Origin of the sequence: Mycobacterium asiaticum DSM 44297, from assembly GCF_000613245.1 — a bacterium.
In the GTDB taxonomy this organism is placed as follows: domain Bacteria; phylum Actinomycetota; class Actinomycetes; order Mycobacteriales; family Mycobacteriaceae; genus Mycobacterium; species Mycobacterium asiaticum.
This window is the reverse complement of sequence record NZ_HG964937.1, coordinates 593,132-616,655: the sequence shown is the minus strand read 5'-3', so window position 1 is coordinate 616,655 and position 23,524 is coordinate 593,132. Positions and strand designations below refer to the sequence as shown.

The window sequence follows — 23,524 nt, the reverse complement described above, 5'->3', positions numbered from 1 at the left end:
GTCTCGTTGTGCCTGGTTACGTCGCCGCGTAAACGACGAACTCACCGCTCGGCAGGAAGACACCCCACGCGTTCACACTCGCATTGAACTGCACCGGGTAGGCGATGGGCTGTCCGGGCGGCATCCAGGTGGGCGGCAGACCGTAGCCGATCGGGTCGTTGTAGTGGCCAGGAGGCGGGAAGCCGCGTTGCCCCGGAGGCAGCGGCGTGCCAGGGCCGTTGCAATTGACGCCCGGCCCGCCTAGACAGCCGGGGCCGGGGCCGGGGATGTTAGGTCCGGGGTCCCCCTGCGCCATGCCCGCCCCGATGCCGAGGGCGGCGGATCCGAGTGCGCCTGCCATGGCTGCGCTAGCGAAAAATCTCTTCAAGTCCATTGGATAACTCCTCGTGGTCATTGGGATTCACAGTTGTTCAATTAGGCCCCGCCCTGCCGGGCTTGGGGACGACCCCCGTGAAGTCTTGGATTGCCCGCGGCAAAGAGCCCGAAACGCAAATCACCCAGGTTTCTCACAGCAACTTTCCAGGGACGGCATTGCACGAAGTTTCCCCAGTTCAGACCGCTATCGGAGCTTTATCTGGCCGCATTACCCAAAATGCCGCAGCATTGGCCCGCGCCCGGGCCGACTTGGTGCGGCGGCAGCACTACGCCAGGCGGGTGATTTCCACGTCCACATCGAGATCGGTGGCGCCCAGCCCGGAGTAGATGCCCTTCAACGGCGACACGTCGGCATAGTCGCGGCCGACGCCGACGCTGATGTATTGCTCGGTGATCTCGGTGTCGTTGGTGGGGTCGTAATTGACCCAGCCGCCGGCCCACGCCTGTATCCAGGCGTGACTGCGGCCCGCGACGGTCTTACCCACCTCGGCGTCGGCGGTCGGGTGCAGGTAGCCGGACACGTATCGGCCCGGAATCCCCATGCTACGCAACAAAATAAGGGTCAGATGCGCGAAGTCTTGGCACACGCCCTTGCCCTTTTCCAGCGCGTCGAGGCCGGACGAATGCACCCCGGTGGTACCGGGCAGATAGTCCAGTTCGCTGCGGGCCCAGCGGGCCGCCGGGACGATGGCTTCCCCGGGTTCGTAATTCTTCATTATCCTTTTGCCCACGGCCGCAACGCGTTTGCTGGTCGGGGTGTAATTGGTGGGTCGAAGCACCTCGTCGAAGCGGTCGATGACGGCGATGGACTGCAGCTCTTCCCAACTGGTTTTGGCGGCCGGCGGTTCCGGTCGCTCGGTCTCGACCACCGACGAGGACGTCACGGTGAGTTCGGTATGCGGCGCGTGCAGGTCGAATGCCGTGACCGCGGTCCCCCAATAGTCGATGTAGCGGTAGGACCGGGTGGCCGGGATGGTCTCGACCCGGTTGAGGATGACGTTCTGGCGTGTGTTGGACCGCGGAGTCAGCCGAGCCTCGTTGTAGGACGCGGTCACCGGCGACCGGTAGGCATACCCGGTGGTGTGCACCACCCGCATCCGCCACATCAGGATTCTCCTTGAGTATCGACGGTGTCGGCCAGTACCGCGCGCTGCCGGGCATCCGTCCATGCCACCCAGGGCGCGGCGTGAAAGTACTGCAACGCCAACGCGTCTCCGACATCCCGGCAAGTTCTCTGCAAGCTCGCCAACCTGCTGTCCAACGACTCGAGCAGCACTCCGGGCTGAACGAATTCCAGCTCACTGCGTGCCTGCCCGAGCAGTCGCTGGGCTTCGGTGGTGGCGCCGATGCGGCTGTGCGGGTTGTGCAGCAACTCTTCGAGATTGTGTTCGGCCAGCCGCAGCGAATAGAACACCGATCGCGGGAAAAGCCGGTCCAGCAGCATGAATTCGACGACCCGGCCGGCATCGAGCACGCCGCGGTAGGTCCGTAGATACGTGTCGTGCGCACCGGCGGAACGCAGCAGAGTGACCCAGGCCGGGGACGACGCGCTGTCTCCCACCCGGGACAACAGCAGGCGCACCGTCATGTCGACCCGCTCGATCGCGCGGCCCAGCACCATGAAGCGATAGCCGTCGTCGCGGGACAGCGTCGAGTCCGCCAGACCCGCGAACATTGCAGCGCGACCTTCTATGAACGACAGAAACTCGTGCGGCCCAAGACGTTTGGCGGCGCGCTCGCGTTCTGGTAGGGCGTGGTAGGTGGTGTTGATGCACTCCCACGTCTCGCTGGAGGTGACTTCCCTCGCCGACCGCGCGTTCTCCCTCGCCGCGGAGATCGCGTCTACGATCGACGAACCCCCGTCACTGTTGGCGCTGAACGCCACCAGATCGGTCAGCGACCACACATCGAGTTGATGCTCGGGGGGCTCAATGCCGAGGACCTGCAGCAGTAGCCGGGAGGCCTGGTCGGGATCGACGCTGGAGTCCTCCAGCAATTGGTGGACCGCGACGTCCAGGATGCGCGCCGTGTCGTCGGCCCGCTCGACGTAGCGCCCGATCCAGTACAGCGCTTCGGCGTTGCGCGCCAGCATCAGTCGGCCGCCTTCTGCTGTTGCTGTTGCTCTTCCTGTTCCTGCTGGGGTTCCTCGGTTCGGCTCTGACTCTGGCTCTGGCGCCCCTGCGCCGGGGCGACCGGTGTGGGCCGGGCATCGTCGGAATTCTGCTCGGGCACCGCGCGAGGCAGCGAACGCACCACCTCGGCACGCCCCAGTTCGCGGTCGAGCACCGAAGCGCGCGGCGCCAGCACCCAGGTGTCCTTGGAACCGCCGCCCTGGCTGGAGTTGACCACCCGGGAGCCCTCCACCAGCGCCACCCGGGTCAGCCCGCCGGGCAGCACCCATACGTCGTTTCCGTCGTTGACAGCGAACGGGCGCAGGTCGACGTAGCGCTGCGCCAGCGAGTCACCGATGCGGGTGGGCACGGTCGACAGCTCCATCATCGGCTGGGCGATCCAGGCCCGCGGGTCGTCGCGGATCTTCTTGCTGATCGCGGCGAGCTCCTTGTCGGAGGCTTCCGGGCCGAACACGATGCCGTAGCCGCCGGAGCCCTCGACCGGCTTGATCACCAGCTCGTTGATGCGGTCCAGCACCTCTTCGCGTTCGTCGTCGAGCCAGCACCGATAAGTGTCGACATTGGCCAGCAGCGGTTTCTCGCCGAGGTAGTACTCGATGATGGTGGGCACGTAGGTGTACACGAGTTTGTCGTCGCCGACGCCGTTGCCGATAGAGCTCGAAATGACGACGTTGCCCGCCCGGGCGGCGTTGACCAGGCCGGCCACACCGAGCACCGAGTCGGCCCGGAATTGCAGCGGGTCCAGGAACGCGTCGTCGATGCGCCGGTAGATGACGTCGACCTGACGCTCCCCCTCGGTCGTCCGCATGTAGACCTGGTTGTCGCGGCAGAACAGGTCGCGGCCCTCGACCAGCTCGACGCCCATTTGCCGGGCCAGCAGCGAGTGCTCGAAGTAGGCCGAGTTGTAGACGCCCGGGGTCAGGACCACCACCGTCGGGTCGGCTTCGTTGGTGGCCGCGGAGTTGCGCAGCGCGCGCAGCAGGTGCGAGGAGTAGTCGTCCACCGTGCGGACCCGGTGGGTGGCGAACAGGTTCGGGAAAACACGGGCCATGGTGCGCCGGTTCTCCATGACGTAGGACACACCCGACGGCGAGCGCAGGTTGTCCTCCAACACCCGGAAGTCGCCGCGGTCATCGCGGATCAGGTCGATCCCGGCGACGTGGATGCGGACGCCGTTGGGCGGCACGATGCCGACGGCTTCCCGATGGAAATGTTCACAGGAGGTGATGAGCCGCCGAGGGATCACTCCGTCGCGCAGGATTTCTTGGTCGCCGTAGATGTCGTCGAGATACATCTCGAGGGCCTTGACGCGCTGAGTGATGCCACGCTCCAGCCGGGTCCACTCGGCCGCGGAGATTACCCGCGGCACCAGGTCCAGCGGAAAGGGCCGCTCCTGACCGGACAGGGAGAACGTGATGCCCTGGTCGATGAAGGCGCGGCCCAACGCCTCGGCCCGGGCCTTGAGCTCCGAGGCGTCCGTGGGTGCCAGCTCGGCGTAAATGCCCTTGTAGGGTCCACGCACGTTGCCCTGAGCGTCGAACATCTCGTCGAAGGCCTGGGAGTACGCATCTGAGGTGTTGTATCCCTCGAAGATCCGCTCGGTGCGGACGCCAGACCGCCGCGCGGACGCTTCGATCTCGTTCGAAAGACTCACCTGTGTCATGCTGCCTCAATTCCCCCATTCGGGCAGACCCAGAATTCCTCTTTTGGGCGAAAACGTAACCGACTGATAACCTGGGCAGTCGCTATCGGGTTGCAGGTACCCCGGGCAAAGCCAAATCGAAACGGATTAAAGGAACGACACGCGTGGCCAACATCAAGTCGCAGCAGAAGCGCAACCGCACTAACGAGCGCGCCCGCCTGCGCAACAAGTCGGTGAAGTCTTCGCTCCGCACGGCTATTCGCGCGTTCCGGGAAGCCGCGCACGCCGGCGAGAAGGACAAGGCGGCCGAGCTGCTCGTGTCGACCAGCCGCAAGCTGGACAAGGCGGCAAGCAAAGGCGTGATCCACAAGAACCAGGCCGCCAACAAGAAATCAGCGCTGGCGCGATCGCTGAACAAGCTCGGCTGATTTAAGGCTTTCTTGGGCTTGTCGAGCGCGTTCAGTCCCGGGCCAACTCCGCCACCTGTCGCACTGCGGATTCCAGGGCATAATCGGCGTCCGCCACGGCGCCCTTCACGTTCGCGTTGAGTGTGGCGACCAGCCGCATGGCGGTCGCCAACCGGTCGCGTGACCAGCGCCGAGCCTGCTTCTGCGCTTTCTGCACCCGCCATGGCGGCATTTTCAGCTGCCCAGCCATCCGGTAGGGATCTCCGGACTGCGACATCACCAATCCGATCGTGTGGATGGCCTCGGCCAGGGCGTCGGCCAGCACAACGAGCGGTTCGCCCCGCATCATCGCCCACCGCAGCGCCTCCGCGGCGCCGGCGACATCCCCGGTCACGGCCTTGTCGGCGATGTCGAAGCCCTTCACCTCGGCTTTGCCGCTGTGGTAGCGCCGCACCGCGGCGGCGTCGACGTCGCCCCCGGTGTCCGCGACCAGCTGCGAGCAGGCCGAGGCCAGCTCGCGGATGTCGGAGCCGACGGCGTCCAGCAGGGCGGTGACGGTGTCCTCGTCGACCCTGACCTTCAGCGATCGGAACTCCTTGCGGACGAAGTCGACGCGCTCGCTGGGCTTGGTGATGCGTGCGCAGGGGTGTACCTGGGCGCCCAGCGACCGCAGCTCAGCGGCCAGCGCCTTGGCCCGGCCGCCACCGGAGTGCACCACCACCAGCACCGTGCCGGCCGGCAGGTCCGCGGCCGCCGTGGCGACCAGCTCGGCAGCGTCTTTGCCCGCCTCGCCCGCAGCTTCCAGCACCACGATCCGTTCCTCGGCGAACAGCGACGGGCTCAGCAGTTCGGCGAGTTCGTAGGTGCTGACATCACCGGCACGCATCCGGTTGACCGGGACGTCCGCAATTCCGGATTCGGCGGCGGGCCCGGCGCCGACGCGCTGCCGGGCCGACCGCAGGACCTGCGCGACGGCCCGCTCGATCAGCAGTTCTTCTTCCCCCAGCACCAGGTGCAACGGCGAAACCTCGCTCACTCCACGATGGTGTCATGGCGGTCTGACGGCGCTCGACCCGATGGCGGCGACCGACCAGGCCAGCTGACAACCTGCGGCCACCGCGGCGCTCCAGGTCAAGGTCAGCCGAAACCGTCGCCACCGCCACAACACGACGATCAGCACCGTGCTGCCCGCAACCAGCACCAGACCTGCGACCCCCGAGGGCACCGGCACGCTGGCCCCCGGGACTTTGGCCGCCCAGTGCGCGACGCGCAGCACCCACCAGACCTCGGGCCCGGTGAACCGGATCAACAGCTGCGCGCCAGCCGGCCACGGCACGGCCAGCGCGGCCGCCGCGCTGCCGAGCACGGTGATCGCGGCGATCACGGGCGCTGCTACCAGATTGGCGGCCACGGCCACCAGGCTGAACCGGCCGGAAATCGCCGCCACCAGCGGCGCGGTCACCAGTTGCGCCGCCGCCGCGACCGCGACCGCGTCGGCCAGCGGCTTGGGCCAGCCCCGGCCGACCAGGCGGCGCGACCAAGGCGGGGCGACGACAACCAGCGCCGCGGTTGCGATCACCGACAGCGCGAAGCCCACGTCGACGGCCAGCTGCGGTGCCACCGCCAGCAGGACCAGCACCGTCGTCGACAACGCCGGAATCGCCTGCCGGGGCCGCGACGACCACATCGCCGCCAGCGCGATGGCTCCCATCACGGCCGCCCGTAACACGCTGGCCGACGGCTGCACCACGATGACGAAGGCGACCAGGGCCAGTCCGGCCAGCGCCGCTGCGGCTCGCGGGCCGATCAGCGTGGCCGACAACAGCATTGCCGCGCACACGATGCTGACGTTGGCACCCGAGACCGCCATCAGGTGTGTCATTCCCACGGTCCGGAATTCGTCCCGCGTGGTCCTGCCGATCTCTGTGGTATCTCCGAGCACCAGCGCGGGCAGCATTGCGGCCTGGTCGGCGGGCAACACCCCGCGCACGGCGGCAGTGAACCGGCCGCGGACCGCGTGGGCCGCCCGCTGGACCGGCCCGGCACGCCCCAGTTCCGGCCGGCCATCCGCGGTCAGCACCGCGACCGTCAGGTCGTGACGGGTGGGCCGGGTGATGCGGGCGCTGAACCGCATCGGCCGGCCGACCATCATCGCGTCAAGGTCGTCAGCAAAATCCAAATCCCGCGCGAAAACGGTTACCCGGCCGGATATTTCGTCATCGCCTAACCGCAGCAGGCTGGCTCGGAACATCAACCGCCCGCGCCCTAGCGGTAGTGGACTTTCGCTGGGGGCGACGGTCACCGGCACTCGGCTGCCGAACGCCGCGGTGATCGGGTGGCGAACGACCGCGTCGGTGCGCATCGCGATGGCGAGCCCATATCCCGCCCCCACCACGCCGACCGCTGTCAGGCCGGCCCCGAGCGCTGCCGCCGCCCGGCCGCGTCGGGACTCGGTCGAGCAGCGCCACCACAGCGCCGCCGCCACGGTGGCGAGCACAGCGCCGCACCCGGCGGCTACACCCCCGATCCGCCAGATCGTCCCAGCGGCCGTCACGGTCCAGCTGGTCACCGCGGCCGGGACCAGCCGCACGTCCAGGGGCTGGTGCACAGGGGTCAGACACGAACCAGGGCACGGAGCTTGTCGAGCCGAGCCGGGCCGATGCCCTCGACCTCGGCCAGCTGGTCGACGGTGGTGAACCTGCCGTTGGCCTGGCGCCACGCCACGATCGCGGCGGCGGTAACCGGTCCGACTCCCGGCAAGGCGTCCAGTTGCTCGACGGTGGCCGAGTTCAGGTCCAGCGCCTCCGGCTTGGGTCCGCTCCTCGGCTTACCCGAGGTGGCCGGTGCGCTCGAGGGCGCCGGACCGGCGGGACTGCCCGTGCTGACCGAACTACCCAACACCGTCGGCTTGCCCGACGGTGGCGCCAACCCGACCACGATTTGTTCGCCGTCTGCAACGGGGCGGGCCATGTTGAGGCCGATGGTGTCGGCGCCGTCTAGCGCGCCGCCGGCGGCCCCCAGCGCGTCGGCGATTCGCGCACCCGGTGCCAGCGTCACCAGTCCGGGCTTTCGTACCAATCCGACGACGCTGACCACTACCGGGCCCTCCGAGCCAGCCACCGCGGTTGTCGAGGACCGCGCGCCGGTGGCCGAAACACGTTCTACCGGTAGCAGTTTGGCCGAGGTAACCGGTGCGGGCCGGTCGCCGACCAGCGTGTAGACGGTGATGAGCACCGCGAGTGCGGCAATCACCGCCAGCGCGATAGCACCGGTGCGACCCGGGTCCGCCCGCAGTCTGGCCAGCCAGCCCTGCTGGGCCGCGCCGTCGGGAAGCCAGCGCGGTAGCAGCGAATTCGGGTCATCCTGATCATCTTCATGACTTTCGGTGGTGCTGGTCTCTGCGGCTTTGTTGGCCGGATCCGGATCGGCGCCCAGCCGCCGGTGGAGTCGCTGCGCTGGCAGTTCGGTTCGCATGACGGTGACGGTATGCGCGGCCACCGCCACGACAGCCCGCCGAAGGCGCCGTACCACCGCAGCTGTGGATAGATCCGGCTCTGTGTAAATGGCGGTGACCGAGCAGGTTTGGCGGCGCATCGCCGGGGTAGCCGGACGCCATGAGTCTGGCTTTGATAACTGGTGCATCAAGCGGGATCGGCTTGGAGCTTGCCAAGCGGTTCGCCGAAGACGGTTACGACTTGGTGGTTTCCGCCGAGGATGCCGGTATTCAAAGCGCAGCCAACGAACTCGGGCGTTCAGGGGTAGATGTCCGTCCGGTCCGTGCCGACCTGCGCACCGGCAAAGGCGTGGAAAAGCTGTATCAGCAAGTCATCGGAATCGGTCAGCCGCTGGATGCGGCGGCGCTCAATGCCGGCGTGGGCCTCGGCGGGTCATTCCTCGACAGCACCCTGGACGACACCTTGTCCCTGATCGACCTGAACGTGCGGTCCACCGTGCATCTGGCCAAGCTGATCCTGACGGACATGGCGCAGCGCAACAGCGGCAAGCTGTTGTTCACCTCGTCCATCGCGTCCACGATGCCCGGTTCCTACCAGGCGGTCTATAACGCGTCCAAGTCGTTCATCCAGTCGCTCTCCGAGGCGCTGCACGACGAGTTGCGTGATACCGATGTCACCGTCACGGCACTGATGCCGGGGCCCACCGACACTAACTTTTTCCGGCGCGCCGGCCTGGCGAACTCCCGCATGGGGCGAATGAACAGCAAGGACGACCCCGCCGAGGTCGCCCAGCAGGGCTTTGACGCCCTGATGCGCGGTGATCGCAAGGTCGTCGCGGAATCCCTGATGACCAAGGCCATGGGCATCGGAAACCGGCTACTGCCGGACTCGGTGAAGGCCGCTGCCAACCGGGTGATGTCCACCCCGGTCGGCAACTGATGACCCGGAGGTGATCCGATGAGCCTGGACGCAAACCGAAACGCCGACGCCTCGACCGGCGAGCTGATGGCCCAGCTGTCCGCGCAGACTTCCCGACTCGTCCGCGACGAAATGCGGTTGGCGCAGAAGGAACTTCTACGTTCGGCCAAACACGCGGGCATCGGTGCTGGGCTCTTCGGCGCGGCCGGACTGCTGGCCTTTTTCGGGATGGCCGGCCTGATCACGGCGGCCATAGCCGCATTGGCGCTGGCGCTGCCGACCTGGGCGGCGGCGCTGATCGTGGGTGCCGCGCTGCTGGCCGCAGCCGGCGCGGCCGCGCTGCTCAGCAAGCGCCAGGCCAAAGAGGTGACCCCGGCGGCCCCCGAGACCCTAGCCAGTGTCAAGAAAGACATCCAGGAAGTGAAAGACGCCCGCCATGACCGGAGCTGACCACACCCCCACCCGAGGCCTAACTCCGAGCCCGAGCCTGGCCCGGACGCCGACATCGCCGAGATCCAGGCCGACATCGAGCAGACCCGCGCGGAACTGGGCGCCACCGTCGAGGCCCTCGCGGCCAAGGCCGACGTGCCGCAGCGCGCCAAAGCGACGGTGCAGGCGGCCAAACCCAAACTGGTGGTGGTGGCCTCGGTGGCCGGTGTAACGCTGGTCGTGCTGCTGTGGTGGCGGCGCCGCCGACGCTGAGGTGGCTATCGCAGTACCCGGTTGACCCCGCTTGATGACTGCCGACGCTGAACGCCTAACGTGCAGTGCAGGACTGCCGCAGGGTTGTTTTGGCGGTCACCCTGGAACTAAGGAGGCTGCCGATGAAGCTGGCACTCACATCCGAAGAAGCGGCTTTCCGCGACGAGCTTCGGACGTTCTTCACCACGAAAATCCCCACCGAGATCCGTGACCGGGTTCGGCAGGGCGAATCGCTGACCCGCGAGCAGATCGTGGCCAACCATAAGATGCTGCACGAGAACGGCCTCGCCGTACCCAACTGGCCAGTGGAATGGGGCGGCAAAGACTGGACCCCCACCCAGTTCCAAATCTGGAACGACGAAATGCAGTTGGCCAGCGTGCCGGAACCGTTGAACTTCAACACCAAGATGGTCGGCCCGGTCATCGCCGAATTCGGCTCACAGGAGATCAAGCAGCGCTTCCTGCCGCCGACCGCGAGCATGGACATCTGGTGGTGCCAGGGTTTCTCTGAGCCTGAAGCCGGTTCGGACCTGGCCTCGCTGCGCACCACCGCGGTCCGCGACGGTGACAGCTACGTGGTCAACGGACAGAAGACGTGGACGACGCTGGGCCAGTACGCCGACTGGATCTTCTGCCTGGTGCGCACCGATCCACAGGCCCCCAAGAAGCAGGCGGGCATCTCGTTCCTCTTGATGGAGATGGACACACCCGGCATCACCTGGCGACCGATCAAAACCATCGACGGCGGCGTCGAGGTCAACGAGGTGTTCTTCTCCGACGTCCGGGTGCCCGTCGATCAGCTTGTCGGCGAAGAGAATCAGGGCTGGACCTACGCGAAGTTCCTGCTCGGCAACGAACGCACCGGCATTGCGCAGGTGGGCCGGACCAAGGTGCGCCTGGCCGAGGTGAAGCGGCACGCCGCCGAGACCGGCCTGCTCGAGGATCCGCTGTTCGCGGCGCGGTTGGCCGAAGCCGAGAACGAAGTGCTGGCCCTCGAGCTCACCCAGGCCCGGGTGGTGTCGAGTTCGGCTGGCGGCAAACCCAATCCGGCGTCCTCGGTGCTCAAACTGCGCGGCAGCCAGCTGCAGCAGCTCGCCACCGAATTGCTCGTCGAGGTGGCCGGCGCCGACGCGCTGCCGGTCGGCGGTGACGGGATCGCCTCACCGGAGTGGGCGCAAACCAGTGCCCCGCATTACCTGAACTACCGCAAGACCTCGATCTACGGCGGCAGCAACGAGGTTCAGCGCAACATCATCGCGTCCACCATTCTCGGATTGTGAGGCAGTCATGGACTTTCAGCTGAGCGAAGAGCAGGCACTTCTTCGCGACACCACCAGGGAACTGCTGTCGCGAACCTACGATGCGGAGAGCCGGAACAAGGTGATCGGCACCGAACTCGGCTGGAGCCGCGACGTCTGGAGTCAGTTGGCCGACATCGGAATCCTCGGGCTCGGGTTCGAGCCCGACGAGGCCGGGCAACTCGAAATCATGGTGGTGGTGACCGAAATCGGACGCCGCCTGGCGCCCGAGCCGATAGTGCACGCGGCGTTGGCCCCCGGTTCGCTGATCGCCGAGCTGGGCACCGACGCGCAGCGGCAGCTGCTGGACGAGGTCGCTGCCGGCCAGCGGCTGCTGGCGTTCGCCCACCTGGAGACGGGTCACCGTAACGTAGCCGCGCAGGTCAGCACTCAGGCTGTGCGACAAGGGGATTCGTGGACATTGAGCGGGCGCAAGAACCCGGTGCTGGCCGGGGACTGTGCCGAAACGTTGGTAGTCAGCGCAGCGTTGCCGGACGGTGGCGGCACCGGCCTGTTCCTGGTCGATGTCGAGCAGGAGGGCGTCAGCCGTAAGTCCTATGCGACCTTCGACGGTCAGCGTGGCGCTCAGATCGACTTCGATGACGCGACCGCCGAGCCGCTGGGCGCCGGCGACGCCTCCGAACCCATCCGCAATGCCCTGATCCGGATTCAATCCGCGCTGTGCTCCGAAGCGCTCGGGGCGATGGAAGAAGCGCTGCGCCTGACGACCGAATATCTGAAGACCCGCAAGCAGTTCGGGGTCACGCTGAACAAGTTCCAGGCGCTGACGCAGCGCGCGGCCGACATGTATGTGTCGCTGGAACTGGCGCGCAGCATGAGCCTCTACGCCGCCATGTCGATCGCCGACGGCAATTACGATCCCGTGATCGCCGCGCGCGCCAAGTTGCAGATCGGCCGGTCGGGCCGGCACATCGGCCAGGAGGCAATCCAGCTGCACGGCGGTATCGGCATGACCGCCGAATACCCAGTGGGCCACTACACGGCCCGGCTCACCGCGATCGATCACACCTTGGGCTCCACCGGAGATCAGCTACGGGTTCTGATCGACCACATCTCGGACTACGACCTGGCCAAGCTCTGAGCGGATGACCCAGCTGTCCGGCCGGGTGGTTGCCTTCCTTTCCGAAGGCACCCGCACCGGCATGCTGGGCTTCCTCGCCGCGGACGGCCGGCCGTTGGTGGCCCCGGTGTGGTTCGTCGTCGACGACGGTCAGCTCGTGTTCACCACCGAACGTCGCACCGCGAAAGGCCGCGCGCTACAGCGTGATCCGCGGGTCACGCTGTGCGTGGACGATCCGCACCCGCCGTACTCGTTCGTCCAGGTGCAGGGTGTGGCGACGTTGACCGACGATCCGCGGCAGGTGCTGGACATCGCGACCCGCACCGGCGCCCGCTACATGGGTGCTGACCGCGCCGACGAGTTCGGCCGGCGCAACGCCGTCCCCGGCGAGGTGGTGGTACGGATCTCGCCTACCAAGGTCATCGCCGGATTCGACATCAGCGCGTAGACCGGCCAAGGCCTCCGCCTCCGGTGACCTAGGTCGCGACCGAATCCGCCTCGCTCGGCTGTGCTTCCGACCCGGACGGCAGTTCGGGCACCTGCTCGGCCAAGTACTCGGCCAGCGACCTGATGGTCGGATAGTCGAAGACCGCGGTGGCACTGATCGTGAACGCGCCACCGAATTGGCCGTACAACCGGTTACGGAGTTCCACGGCCATCAGCGAATCCGTCCCCAGGTCCAGGAACCGACTGGTGGCAGCCGGCGGTTGAGCCAGCCGCAGGAAATTCTGCACCTCCTGCTGCAGGAACTCGGTCAGGAAATCGGCACGCTGCTCCTCGGGGACCTCGTGCAGTTTCCGGAGCAGTTCGCTGTCCCCGGCGGTCACCGTCGCCGCGCTCGGCAGCAAGTGGTCGAGTATCGGCGGGCGGACCCCACCCAGCATCTTCGCTGCCCGCTGCCAATTGGCCTTGATGACGGTCACCTGTCCCGTCCCGTGCGCGACGGCTTCGCCCAGCGCATTGAGGGCGGCCGTCGGTTCCAAGGGCACCATCCCTTGCGCACCAAGATTGGCCCGCGCGGCCTGCGAGGCGGCCATGCCACCCTTCGCCCAGGGACCGAAGTTCGCGGCGGTGGCCGGCAGGCCCACCGCCTTTCGGTACGCGATGAGCCCGTCGAGTACCGCATTGGCCGCGGCGTAATTGGCCTGACCTGGCGACCCGAGCACGCTCGATGCCGACGAATAGGCGATGAAGAACTCCAGGTCGTCGTTCTTGGTCAGCCGATGCAAATTCCACGCGCCCAAAGCTTTTGGCAACAGGGTGGTGCGGAAGCGCTCGGCGCTCTGCTGCGGCAGCAACGCGTCGTCGAGCACGCCGGCCAGGTGGGCCACCCCGCCCAGCGGCGGCAACTCCGCCCGCATCCATTCCAGTACCCGTTGGACTTCGGACTCTTCGCCGATGTCAGCGGACAGGGTGTGCACGCGGCAGCGATAGCGCTCGGAGATGTCAGCGATGGCCTCTTGCGCTGCGGCATCCGGTTCGCGCCGACTGGTCAACACGATGTCACCGGCGCCCAGCTGGGCCAGGTGGGCCGCGGTGTGCAGTCCGAGGGCGCCGAGGCCACCGGTGATCAGGTAGCTCCGATCACCGCGCGGCTGCAGCGGTTTCGGCATCTGCAGCACGATCTTGCCGATATGACGAGCCTGCTGCATGCGCCGGAACGCGGTCTTGGCCTCCGTCAGCGGATAGATCTCCGATGGCAGCGGGGTCCACTCGCCGCTGGCCAGTCCGTCCGACACCTCACCCAGCAGACCCCGGATGCGTTCCGGATCCTGCATGATCGTTCCGTCCAGCGCAACGATCTCATATTTGATGTCCGGGCGGGCCTCGGCCATCTGCTCGGGGGTCCAGATGTCTCGCTTGGCGATCTCCGCGAATCGGCCGTTCTGGGCGGTGGCCCGCACGGTCGCCGCGACGAAGCCTTCGTTGGTCAGGCTGTTGAGCACCACGTCCACCCCGGCGCCTTCGGTGTCGGCGAGGATCTGATCCGCGAAATCGGTACTGCGCGAGTCATATACGTATTTCACGCCCATCTTGCGCAGCGTCGCGCGCTTGAACGTGCTCGCGGTGGCGAATACGGTGGCACCGCACTGCTGGGCCAGCTGGATGGCCGCCAGCCCGACACCGCCGCTGGCCGCGTGCACCAGCACGCGGTCACCCGGCCGCAGCTGCGCCCAGTCGAACGCCAGCCGGGCCGTCAGCGCCGCGGCGGGGATGCTCGCGGCTTCCACTGCGCTCAGCCCGTCCGGCACCACCGCCAGCAACTGCGCCGGCACATTGATCCGGGTGGCAAAGGCGCCCTGCATGAAGCCGAGGACGCGTTGGCCGACTTCGAATCCCGTAACGTCGGAACCCACCTCGGTCACGATGCCGGAGAAGTCGCCGCCGATCAGCCCGGGATCGCCCGGGTACAGACCCAACACATTGAGCACATCGCGGAAGTTGAGGCCGGCGGCCTCTACCCGGATCTGCACCTGCCCCGCATCCGGCGGCGGCACTTCCGTCTCGGCCAGCCGCAGGTTGTCGATTGCGCCGCGCTCGGTCGGCGCAAGGACGTAGTCGGTTGCCCGTGGCACCGCGAGCAGCCCACTGCGCGACCACGGCATCAGCCGGGACACCAGGAACTTTCCTTGGCGCAGTGCAAGTTCGGGCTCGGAGTCGTCGGCCGCGCCGAGCAGCGCGGCCAGCGAGTGGACCGCCTCTTCGGATCCGTCCTGGTCGACCAGCCTGCAGCGCAGCGTCGGTTGCTCGGCAATGATGGTGCGGCCGAGCCCCCACAGCGCCGCCTGGACCGGGTCGACCTGCTCGCCGGATTCGGTTGCCACACCACGCTCGGTGATCACCCAGAATCCGCCGGAGAGCCGAACTTCGTCGGCCAGCAGGGTGCGCGCGGTACCGGCTAGGCTGGCCAGCTCGGTCTCGAGCCGCGCGCTGAATTCGGCGCTGGACTCGTCGGCGCTCGGCGTTGCCGTGCTGCGCCAGACGATGCCGCTGACCGGCGTCCCGCGTTCCTGCGCTTGGGCCAACAGTTGCCGCCATTGTTCGGGATCCTCGGCAGCGGTCGTCGTGACGCTGTTGGGCAGGGCGGCCGCCAGTTCGTCGAATCCGGCGATCAGCCAGGCGTCACTTGGCGTTTTTTTCGACGTCCTCGCCGGACGGCGGCGGTACCTCGTGCCAGCCCAGGGTGTACAGCAGGCGGGTGGCGTCACCGCCGAGCCCGCGCAACAACGCTTCCCGCGGGGCGCGTTTGACGGTGAACTCATGGATTCCGCCGAGGTGATGTCCGTCGCGATCCACGAAATCGAGGTCGAAGACCTGGGTTTCGCTTTCCATACCCCCCGTGCGCCAGGTCGCGCGGCAGTAGAACCGCCGCGGGATCGGGCCTTGCAGGGTGACCCGCCCGTACCGCAGCGGCAGGAACAGATCGGGTACCGCGCCCTGTTCGGTCGCCTCGAGCAGCGCCGGGAAGGCCGGGAAGGCCACACCGGTGCACAGGTCCAGCAGGACCGGGTGAATCGGCTCGGTGCCGAGTTGCTCGGCGAGTTCCTCACCGACGACGACATCGCCGATGGCCTCACCCTCGCCTACCCACAGCGATTTCAGGCAGTTGGCCCAGGTGGGTCCCCACGCCAGCTCCATGTCGGCGAAGGTCTCAAACAACTGCTGGGGCCGGGTGCGGTTCAACCGCTCGGTCGCCGCGTCGATGGGATCGGACGCATCGGGTCCCGATTCCTCGGCGACACCGGTGACGACGGTGCCGTCGGCGTTCAGCGACCATTCCGCCTCGCGGACACCGTAGGGCCGGCTGTGCACCCGGAAGGTCCAGCCGCCGCCGTCCTCGAACGGGTGCAAAGTCAGCTGCACCTCACGAGACGCCTTGTCCGGCAGGATGATCGGCTCGTAGAAAAAGACATCCTGCACCCGCGCCGGCGGCCCGACCGCGGCCAGGGCCATCGCCGCGTACGTCGCGCCCGGCACCACCACAGTGCCGTAAATGACGTGGTGGGCCAGCCAGGGCTGCGTCTTGACGGACAACCGGCTGGTGTAGACCATGTCACCGGAAGCGAGATCCTTGACGCTGCCGAGGATTCCGGCTACGCCCGCGGTGTCACCACCGATGCCGGCGATTCCGGACACCTTGGGCCAGAAGTTGCGGCGCTGGAACGGATAGGTCGGCAGTTCGAGTCGGTGCCGTGACACCTGGTGCAGCGCAGCGAAATCGGGACGATGCCCGGAGACGTACGCGGCGGCCAGCGCCTCGGCGATCTGCCGGCGGCCGTCGACGCCCTTGCGCAACGAGACGATGGCACGGGGCGTCGCCGAGTGCTCCGGCCACACCTGGATCGCGGCCGCGGTCAGAATCGGCTGCGGTCCGATCTCCATCAGGACCGAGCAGCCCAATTCGGCAACCGTGCGGACGCTTTCGCTGAACTGCACCGGCTGGCGGGAATGCCGACGCCAGTACTGCGCGTCCAGCGGGGTTTCCGCGCTCAGCACCGCCCCGGTCCGGTTGCAGACGAGCGGCCGGGTCGGCACGGCGTAGGTGATTCTCGCCGCGTACGACTCGAATTCGTCGAGCACCGGCTCGAGCAGCTCGGAGTGGAACGCGTGGCTGGTGTCCAACCAGGTGCACCGCACGGCCTCGCCGCTGAATGTCGCGACGATCCCCTCCAGGTCTTCACCTGGACCGGACAGGACGGTGTTGCGGCCGTTGTAGGCCGCGACCGACACCCGCGGCGCCGTCTTGGCGGCGGCTTCCACCTGTTCGGCGTCGGCGAACACCGCCACCATCCGGCCACCGTCGGGCAGGCTGCCGAACAGCCGGCCACGTTCGGCCATCAGTCGTGCCCCGTCCTCGAGGCTGAAGACTTCGGCCACGCATGCCGCCGCATACTGGCCGACGCTGTGCCCCAGCACCACATCGGGTTCGATGCCCCACGACTGCCACAGGCGGGCCAAACCCATCTCGATGGCGAACAGCGCCGGCTGGGCGAATGAGGTGTGGCGCAGCGTTTCTCCGCCGTCCCGATCCAGGGCGAACAGCACCTCTAGCAACGGGCGGGGCAGCATCGAATCGATCGCCTCAGCGCACCGCCGCACCGTGTCGGCGAAAACCGGCTCCGCGTCGAACAATTCGCGTGCCATCCCCGGGTACTGGCTGCCCTGGCCGGTGAACAGCCAGGCCGTCTTCGGCGGGTCGGTGCACTCGCCCCGGGTCACGCCGGGGCGAACCCTATTCTCGGCCAACTCGGCCAGCAGTTCGCGAGCGCCCTGCACCGAATCCACCACCAATGCGGCGCGGTGCTCGAAATGCGACCGTCCCACCGAGGCGGTGAAGCAGACGTCGTTGATATCGACCTTCGGGTGGGCGTCCAGCCACGTTTCGTAGCGCTGCGCCAGCGCCACCAGTGCTTGTGGCGAGCGCGCCGATAGCGGCAACACCCCGATCGTGCTGGCGGGCGCGTCCGACTCCGGCGCGCCGTCGTCCACCGAATAGGCGTCGGCGGTCGTCGCTGCCGGCGCCTCCTCGAGCAGCACGTGGGCGTTGGTGCCGGTAAAGCCGAACGAACTGACGCCGGCCCGGCGCGGCCTGCCGTTGGCCTGCCACGGTGTCGGTTTGTCCACCACCCGAACCGGCAGCGAATCCCACGGGATGTGCGGCGACGGGTTTTCGAAATGCAGGTTCTGCGGCAGCATTTCGTGCTCGAGGGACAACACGACCTTGATCAGGCCGGCAACCCCGGCGGCGGACTCGAGGTGGCCGATGTTGGTCTTGACGGATCCCAACAGCAGCGGCCGGTTGGGGTCGCGGTCGCCACCGTAGACCGCCGCGGCGGCCTGCACTTCGATGGGATCGCCCAGCGAGGTGCCCGTCCCGTGCGCCTCGAGGTAGTCCACGTCGCGGCCGACGATGCCGGCACGCGCCAGCGCAGCGGAGATGAGGCGTTGCTGCGCACCGCCGTTGGGCACGGTCAACCCGCTGGAAGCGCCGTCCTGATTGACCGCGGTGCCCCGAATGACCGCACAGATGCGGTCGCCGTTGCGCTCGGCGTCACTGAGCCTCTTGAGGACCAAGACGCCGCAACCTTCACTGCGGACGTAGCCGTCAGCCGCGGCGTCGAAAGTCTTGCAACGCCCGTCCGGGGACAACATCCGGGCACGGGAGGCGGCGACGATGGAAGCCGGGCTCAGTAGGACATTCACCCCACCGGCGAGTGCCAGGTCGCAGTCACCGGAGTGCAGTGCCTGGCACGCCTGGTGGACCGCCACCAGCGAAGAGCTGCACGCGGTATCGACCGCCACGGCCGGCCCCTCCAGGCCCAGGGCGAAGGCCACCCGGCCCGCGATGGCGTTCAGCGCGTTGCCCGTGATGAAGTGGGCTTCGATGTTCTCGACCGAGTCGCTGGACAACAGGTGCGAATATTCGTTGGCGGCAACGCCGACGAAGATGCCACTTCGGCTGCCGCGCAACGCCGCCGGCGAATAGCCCGCGCGTTCCAGTCCCTCCCAGACGATCTCGAGCATCAACCGCTGCTGGGGGTCCATCCACACGGCCTCGCGGGGCGAGATACCGAAGAACTCCGGATCGAACCCGTCGATGCCCTCCAGGTAGCCGCCGTTGCGGCTGTAGATCTTGCCCGGCGTCTCGGGGTCCGGGTCGTAGAACTCGTCGATGTCGAAGCGGTCGTCCGGGATCTCCCGGATGGCATCCACCGCGCCGGACAACACTTCCCAGTACGCGTCGGGATCGGGCGAGCCGGGAAAGCGGCAGGCGACCGCGACAATAGCGATCGGCTCGTCCGCGGCACCCCGTCCCGCCGAGGTGGGCACGGCGGGTTGAGCGCTCGCCTTAGCGGGTTGGGCGCTCAAGCCGAGGATGTCGTCGAGGAGGTAGTCGGCGACGTCCACCAGCCGCGGATAGTCCATCGCCAGCGTCGCCGGCAGTTGCTTGCCGACGGACTGCTCGACGCGGCGCCGCAGTTCCACCGCCATCAGCGAATCCATGCCGAGGTCGAAAAAGCCTGCCTCGTCGCGGATTTCAGCCGCATCGATACGGGTCACCTCGGCGACGATGTCGCGGAGGTAGTCGACGACAAGCTTCTTACGCTGCTGCGCCGGTGCGCGGGTGAGTTGCTCGACCAGTTTGGTGGTCCCCGAGGGTGCCGGTTCGGTCACCGACTCGGGCAGCTCACGTTCCACCTCGGCCAACAGCGACCGCCTGCCCGCCTGCTGATACAGCGGCAGGAAGCGGGCCCAGTCGATCCGGGCCACCACCCCTTGCACCGGTCCCTGTCCCGAGGCGCCCGACAGCAGTTCGGCCATCCCGGCCAGGGCGTCGGCGGGCGCCAAGGTCCGCACGCCGCGCCGCTCGAGGTGGGCACGAGCATCCGCGTCGGCCATGCCCGCCGACCACGGTCCAAAGTTGACGCTGACGGCGGGGACGCCCTGATCGCGTAGCCGCCAGGCCAGGCCGTCGAGGAACGCGTTGGCCGCGCTGTAGGCCGTCTGGCCAAAGCTGCCCCAGACCGCGGCGATCGAGGATGTGCTGAGGAAGAAGTCCAGCGACAGGTCCGCGGTCGCTTCGCTCAAATTCCAGGCACCCCAGACCTTTCCGGCGAATACCCGGTCCACCTCGGCGTCGTCGAGCGTGCGCAGCGGGGTGGTGCCCATCTCTCCGGCCGCATGCACGATGCCGGCCAGCGGCGGTAGTTCGGCCTGCACGGTGGTCAGCAGCCGGGCAACGTCGTGCGGGTTGGCCACATCTGCCGCGACGGCAGTGATGTCGCAGCCGTACTGTTCGCCGATCGCATCGATGCGCTGTTGCGCGGCGTCGCTGGGCGAGCGCCGACTGGTCAGCACCACATGGCGGGCGCCTTGGGCGGCGAGGTATTCGGCGATCTCCAGCCCGACCCCGCCGAGCCCCCCGGTCACCAAATACGTTGCATCATCGCGAATCACCGGTGACGTTGCACTCGGCAGCCCCGCACGCCGGCTCAGCCGCGCACCGTGGACGGCCCGATCACGCAGGGCGATTTGATCTTCGGCGGCGGGAGCGGTCACCACGTGCTCGATCAACGCCGACCATTCGTCCACGCCACCTCCGGACAGGTCGGCCAGCCCACCCCACAATTGCGGGTGTTCCAGCGCGGCGGCGCGCCCGAAGCCCCACAAGCAGGACTGCACCGGCGACACGCTGTCCGAACTCGTGACCCGTTGCGCGCCGCGGGTGATCAACCAGGTGGGTGCCCGCAGCTCGGCGGCTCCAGCCGACCGGAACAGCCGCCGAAGACCACCCAGCACCCGGTGCTGCATTCGCAGCAGCGACCGCATCGAGGGCTCCGCGTCGGACTCGAGGGCCGCGAGCACGAGGATCCGAGGCGACGTGTCCTCCGCCGCCGCGGCGCGCAAGGCCGCTTCCACCCGCTCCTCGTCCGCATCGGAGACCGGCAGTCCGAGGACCTGGTGATCGTCCCCCCGGGCGGTCAACGCCTCGGCCAGCGGTTTGATCGCCTCGGCGTCGTCACCGATCAGCAACCAGGCGCCTGGTTCGGTTGACTGCGCCCCAGCGGTCCGGACGAGCTTCTCCCACTTGATGTCATAACGAATGTCCGCGATGGACTGCGTTGCACGTTGCTGGTTATGTTGCGCCGCAAGCTTTTTCAAGACTTCAGCCGTCTGCTGGTTGCCCCCCTCGCCGTCGAGCAGGGCGGCCAGCTCGTCGATCCGGCCGTCCTCGAGTAGCCGGACGGCGTCGGTGCGCGCGACGTCAGCTTCCCCCGAGGCCCTTTTGCCGCTGTACGTAGGAGGAACCCGCTTGTCGCGGTACCAGTACTCGCGATGCTGGAACGGATACGTGGGCAGGTCGAGCTTGCGATGCGGCCCCTGAACGAGGGCCGCGAAGTCGGGCAAGTGGCCGGCCACGTAGGCGCCGGCAACGGCTTCGGTGATCTGGCGACGGTCACCGCTGTTGCGCCGTAGCGACGCGATCGCCCGCGGTGCGGTTGCCGGGTCGGGCCAAGCCCGCAGCGCGGCGGCGGAAAGGATTGGTTGCGGGCCGACCTCAAGCAGCACGGCGCAACCGAGATCGGCCAGGGTGGCGACGCTCTTGGCGAACTCGATGGGCTGGCGTGCGTGCCGTCGCCAGTACGGACCGTCGAGTTTGGCGTTCCGGCCCAATGCTTTTCCGGTGCGGTTGCACACCAGGGTCCGGCGCGGCGCAGTGAATTCGAAGCGGTTTGCGAACGACTCGAATTCGTCGAGGGCCGGATCCAGCAATGCCGAATGGAAGGCGTGGCTGGTGTCGAGCCAGTCGCACCGGACACCGTCGGCGGTCAGTGCTGCCACCGCCCGGTCGAGGTCCTCGGCGGGACCCGCCAACACAGTGTTGGCGCCGTTGTAGGCGGCTACCGATAGGCGCGGGAACTCGTCGGTGAAGCTCTCGACCCGCTCCGCGGCGGCGAATATCGCGACCATCCGGCCACCCGCCGGCAGGTTGCCGAACAGCCGGCCTCGTTCGGCGAGTAACCGCGCCCCGTCTTCCAGGCTGAACACCCCGGCCACGCCGGCGGCCGAATACTGTCCGACGCTGTGGCCCAGCACCACGTCCGGCTCGAAGCCCCACGACTGCCACAGGCGGGCCAGCCCCATCTCCACTGCGAACAGGGCGGGCTGGGCGTAGCTGGTCTGCCGCAACGTGTCCGGGTCATCCGCATCGAAAATCACGTCCAGCAACGGCTTTTCGAGCACCTCGTCGACAACGGCGGCGCACCGGGTCATCGTCTCGGCGAACACCGGCTCGGTCTCGAACAATTCCCGCGCCATGCCGGGGAACTGGCTGCCCTGCCCCGGGAACAACCATGCGGTCTTCGGCGTGTCGTCGCAGACCCCGCGGACCAGCCCCGGCGCCGGGCGATCGTCTGCGAGCGCACCGAGTAGCTCGGTGGCGGATTCGGTCGAGTTCACCACCAGCGCGGCGCGATGCTCGAAGTGAGACCGTCCGGCCCCGGCGGTGAAGCATACGTCCGCCAGCGCTGCGTCGGGATGCGCGGTCAACCAACCGCGGTACTGCTGGGCGATCTGCACCAATGCCGCCGGGGTACGTGCCGACAACGGCAGCAGGCTGAACCTGTCCTCCGGCTGCTCAGCCGGTTCAGTGACCGCGAGGTTCGGCGCTTCCTCGAGGATGACGTGCGCATTGGTCCCGGAGAACCCGAATGAGCTGACACCTGCAATGCGCGGTTGGCCGTTGCGTTCCCAGGAGGTGGATTCCTGCACGACCCGCACGGCCAGCTTGTCCCACGGAATGTGCGGCGATGGAGTGCGGAAGTTCAGGTGCTTCGGCAGCACCTCATGCTCGAGCGCCAGGATTACCTTGATCACGCCCGCGATCCCAGCCGCCGCTTCCAGGTGACCGATGTTCGTCTTCACCGAGCCGATCAGCAGCGGCCGGCCCGATTCGCGTCGGTCGCCGTACACCGCGCCGGCGGCCTGGACTTCGATCGGATCGCCCAGCGACGTACCGGTCCCGTGCGCCTCGAGATATCCCACCTCCCGCGCGGCGACGCCGGCGCGATCCAGCGCCTCGGTGAGCACCCGCTGTTGGGCCACGCCGTTGGGCACCGTCAGGCCACCCGACGCGCCGTCCTGGTTTACCGCGCTGCCCCGGATCACCGCACGGATCCGGTCCCCGTCGCGGATCGCGTCGTCGAGACGTTTGACGACGACGACGCCGCAGCCCTCACCGCGTACATATCCGTCCGCGGCCGCGTCGAAGGTCTTGCACCGGCCGTCGGGTGCGAGCATGTGCGCGTGCGAGAAGGTGATCATGGTCGCCGGGCTGAGCAGCACGTTGGCACCACCGGCCAGGGCGAGGTCGCATTCACCCAGTCGCAGCGCCTGGCAGGCCTGGTGGATCGCCACCAACGAGGAACTGCAGGCGGTGTCAACGGTGACGGCCGGGCCCTGCAAGCCCAGTCGGTAGCTGATCCGGCCGGCGCCGGCCGCGGCCGCCGTCCCGATCGCCATGTAGGCCTCGATCTCGTCGTAAGTCAGCTCATCCGAGGCCATTCCGAGGTAGTCGTGCGTCGACAGACCGATGAACACGCCGGTGTTGGTGTTCGCCAGAGCCGTCGGTGCGGTTCCGGAGTGTTCCACCGCCCGCCACGCCGTCTCCAGCAGTAGCCGATGCTGGGGGTCCATCAACCGGACCTCGCGGGCCGACAAGCCGAAGAATGGCGCATCGAACCCCGTCACGTCGTCGATGAAGCCCGCCCGGCGCGTCGCGACCTTTCCGGGCGCGTCGGGATCCGGGTCGAAGAACTCCTCGACGTCCCACCGGTCCGGAGGTACTTCGGAGATCGCGTCACGTCCCTGCAGCAGCACGTCCCAGAATTCGTCCGCGTCGGCAGCACCGGGCATACGCACCGCGTAGCCCACGATCGCAAAACCCGATGCCCGTGCCATCGGATCTTCGACGGTTGCCATGCATTTGTCCTCTCTGCCTGGAAAGCGCAG

14 protein-coding genes and 1 pseudogene are annotated in these 23,524 nt (G+C 67.8%); 7 read left to right on the top strand and 8 right to left on the bottom strand.

Annotated elements, in window-relative coordinates; genetic code table 11:
* Window positions 1-16 precede the first annotated feature (16 nt).
* From BN972_RS13320 to BN972_RS13305, 4 genes are all read right to left on the bottom strand, one after another.
* Window positions 17-373, bottom strand: coding sequence for a hypothetical protein (locus tag BN972_RS13320; RefSeq protein ID WP_036360786.1), 357 nt, complete (start codon window positions 371-373; stop codon window positions 17-19).
* A 268-nt stretch (window positions 374-641) separates the two neighbouring features.
* On the bottom strand, window positions 642-1,481 hold the full coding sequence (locus BN972_RS13315) for a transglutaminase family protein (RefSeq protein ID WP_036358556.1): 840 nt from the start codon (window positions 1,479-1,481) through the stop codon (window positions 642-644).
* Window positions 1,481-2,467 carry an alpha-E domain-containing protein gene (locus BN972_RS13310; protein ID WP_036358555.1) on the bottom strand — a complete coding sequence of 329 codons (987 nt, stop codon included), beginning with the start codon at window positions 2,465-2,467 and terminating at the stop codon, window positions 1,481-1,483. The genes BN972_RS13315 and BN972_RS13310 overlap by 1 nt, the downstream gene beginning before the upstream one ends.
* Window positions 2,467-4,170 carry a circularly permuted type 2 ATP-grasp protein gene (locus tag BN972_RS13305; RefSeq protein ID WP_036358552.1) on the bottom strand — a complete coding sequence of 568 codons (1,704 nt, stop codon included), beginning with the start codon at window positions 4,168-4,170 and terminating at the stop codon, window positions 2,467-2,469. The genes BN972_RS13310 and BN972_RS13305 overlap by 1 nt, the downstream gene beginning before the upstream one ends.
* Before the next feature lie 143 nt (window positions 4,171-4,313).
* Between BN972_RS13305 and rpsT the strand changes: the two genes are divergently transcribed.
* Complete coding sequence (gene rpsT, locus BN972_RS13300; RefSeq protein WP_036358549.1) at window positions 4,314-4,577, top strand: 30S ribosomal protein S20; 264 nt, start codon at window positions 4,314-4,316, stop codon at window positions 4,575-4,577.
* A gap of 31 nt (window positions 4,578-4,608) precedes the next feature.
* On the opposite strand, the gene holA is transcribed toward rpsT, so the two are convergent.
* The 3 genes from holA to BN972_RS13285 are packed head-to-tail and all read right to left on the bottom strand — an operon-like array spanning window position 4,609 to window position 8,030.
* Window positions 4,609-5,592: a DNA polymerase III subunit delta gene (gene holA, locus BN972_RS13295; protein ID WP_036358546.1), complete on the bottom strand. Its 984-nt coding sequence runs from the start codon at window positions 5,590-5,592 to the stop codon at window positions 4,609-4,611.
* Between the two features lie 12 nt (window positions 5,593-5,604).
* Window positions 5,605-7,146 carry a ComEC/Rec2 family competence protein gene (locus BN972_RS13290; RefSeq protein WP_051545636.1) on the bottom strand — a complete coding sequence of 514 codons (1,542 nt, stop codon included), beginning with the start codon at window positions 7,144-7,146 and terminating at the stop codon, window positions 5,605-5,607.
* A gap of 23 nt (window positions 7,147-7,169) precedes the next feature.
* Window positions 7,170-8,030, bottom strand: a complete 861-nt coding sequence (locus tag BN972_RS13285; protein ID WP_036360781.1) for a ComEA family DNA-binding protein — start codon at window positions 8,028-8,030, stop codon at window positions 7,170-7,172.
* Between the two features lie 140 nt (window positions 8,031-8,170).
* On the opposite strand from BN972_RS13285, the gene BN972_RS13280 reads away from it, so the two are divergent.
* The 6 genes from BN972_RS13280 to BN972_RS13260 all read left to right on the top strand — a co-directional run bounded on the left by BN972_RS13280 (window position 8,171) and on the right by BN972_RS13260 (window position 12,458).
* Window positions 8,171-8,950: an SDR family NAD(P)-dependent oxidoreductase gene (locus BN972_RS13280; RefSeq protein ID WP_080696836.1), complete on the top strand. Its 780-nt coding sequence runs from the start codon at window positions 8,171-8,173 to the stop codon at window positions 8,948-8,950.
* A gap of 18 nt (window positions 8,951-8,968) precedes the next feature.
* On the top strand, window positions 8,969-9,379 hold the full coding sequence (locus tag BN972_RS13275; protein ID WP_036358543.1) for a phage holin family protein: 411 nt from the start codon (window positions 8,969-8,971) through the stop codon (window positions 9,377-9,379).
* A gap of 54 nt (window positions 9,380-9,433) precedes the next feature.
* Window positions 9,434-9,631 carry a DUF3618 domain-containing protein gene (locus tag BN972_RS28260; protein ID WP_080696835.1) on the top strand — a complete coding sequence of 66 codons (198 nt, stop codon included), beginning with the start codon at window positions 9,434-9,436 and terminating at the stop codon, window positions 9,629-9,631.
* 122 nt (window positions 9,632-9,753) lie between these two features.
* Window positions 9,754-10,911 carry an acyl-CoA dehydrogenase family protein gene (locus BN972_RS13270; protein WP_036358540.1) on the top strand — a complete coding sequence of 386 codons (1,158 nt, stop codon included), beginning with the start codon at window positions 9,754-9,756 and terminating at the stop codon, window positions 10,909-10,911.
* Window positions 10,912-10,918: 7 nt separating this feature from the next.
* Window positions 10,919-12,031, top strand: coding sequence for an acyl-CoA dehydrogenase family protein (locus BN972_RS13265; protein WP_036358537.1), 1,113 nt, complete (start codon window positions 10,919-10,921; stop codon window positions 12,029-12,031).
* A gap of 4 nt (window positions 12,032-12,035) precedes the next feature.
* On the top strand, window positions 12,036-12,458 hold the full coding sequence (locus BN972_RS13260; protein ID WP_036358535.1) for a PPOX class F420-dependent oxidoreductase: 423 nt from the start codon (window positions 12,036-12,038) through the stop codon (window positions 12,456-12,458).
* A gap of 28 nt (window positions 12,459-12,486) precedes the next feature.
* Here BN972_RS13260 and BN972_RS13255 read toward each other — a convergent pair.
* Window positions 12,487-23,494 (bottom strand): annotated as a pseudogene (locus tag BN972_RS13255) (type I polyketide synthase).
* Window positions 23,495-23,524: the final 30 nt, after the last annotated feature.

Bases quoted from the DNA above. Each gene is read 5' to 3' on its own strand.
- BN972_RS13320 (WP_036360786.1), bottom strand. From the start codon at position 373: ATGGACTTGAAGAGATTTTTCGCTAGCGCAGCCATGGCAGGCGCACTC.
- BN972_RS13315 (WP_036358556.1), bottom strand. From the start codon at position 1,481: ATGTGGCGGATGCGGGTGGTGCACACCACCGGGTATGCCTACCGGTCG.
- BN972_RS13310 (WP_036358555.1), bottom strand. From the start codon at position 2,467: ATGCTGGCGCGCAACGCCGAAGCGCTGTACTGGATCGGGCGCTACGTC.
- BN972_RS13305 (WP_036358552.1), bottom strand. From the start codon at position 4,170: ATGACACAGGTGAGTCTTTCGAACGAGATCGAAGCGTCCGCGCGGCGG.
- BN972_RS13285 (WP_036360781.1), bottom strand. From the start codon at position 8,030: ATGCGAACCGAACTGCCAGCGCAGCGACTCCACCGGCGGCTGGGCGCC.
- BN972_RS13280 (WP_080696836.1), top strand. From the start codon at position 8,171: ATGAGTCTGGCTTTGATAACTGGTGCATCAAGCGGGATCGGCTTGGAG.
- BN972_RS13275 (WP_036358543.1), top strand. From the start codon at position 8,969: ATGAGCCTGGACGCAAACCGAAACGCCGACGCCTCGACCGGCGAGCTG.
- BN972_RS13270 (WP_036358540.1), top strand. From the start codon at position 9,754: ATGAAGCTGGCACTCACATCCGAAGAAGCGGCTTTCCGCGACGAGCTT.
- BN972_RS13265 (WP_036358537.1), top strand. From the start codon at position 10,919: ATGGACTTTCAGCTGAGCGAAGAGCAGGCACTTCTTCGCGACACCACC.
- BN972_RS13260 (WP_036358535.1), top strand. From the start codon at position 12,036: ATGACCCAGCTGTCCGGCCGGGTGGTTGCCTTCCTTTCCGAAGGCACC.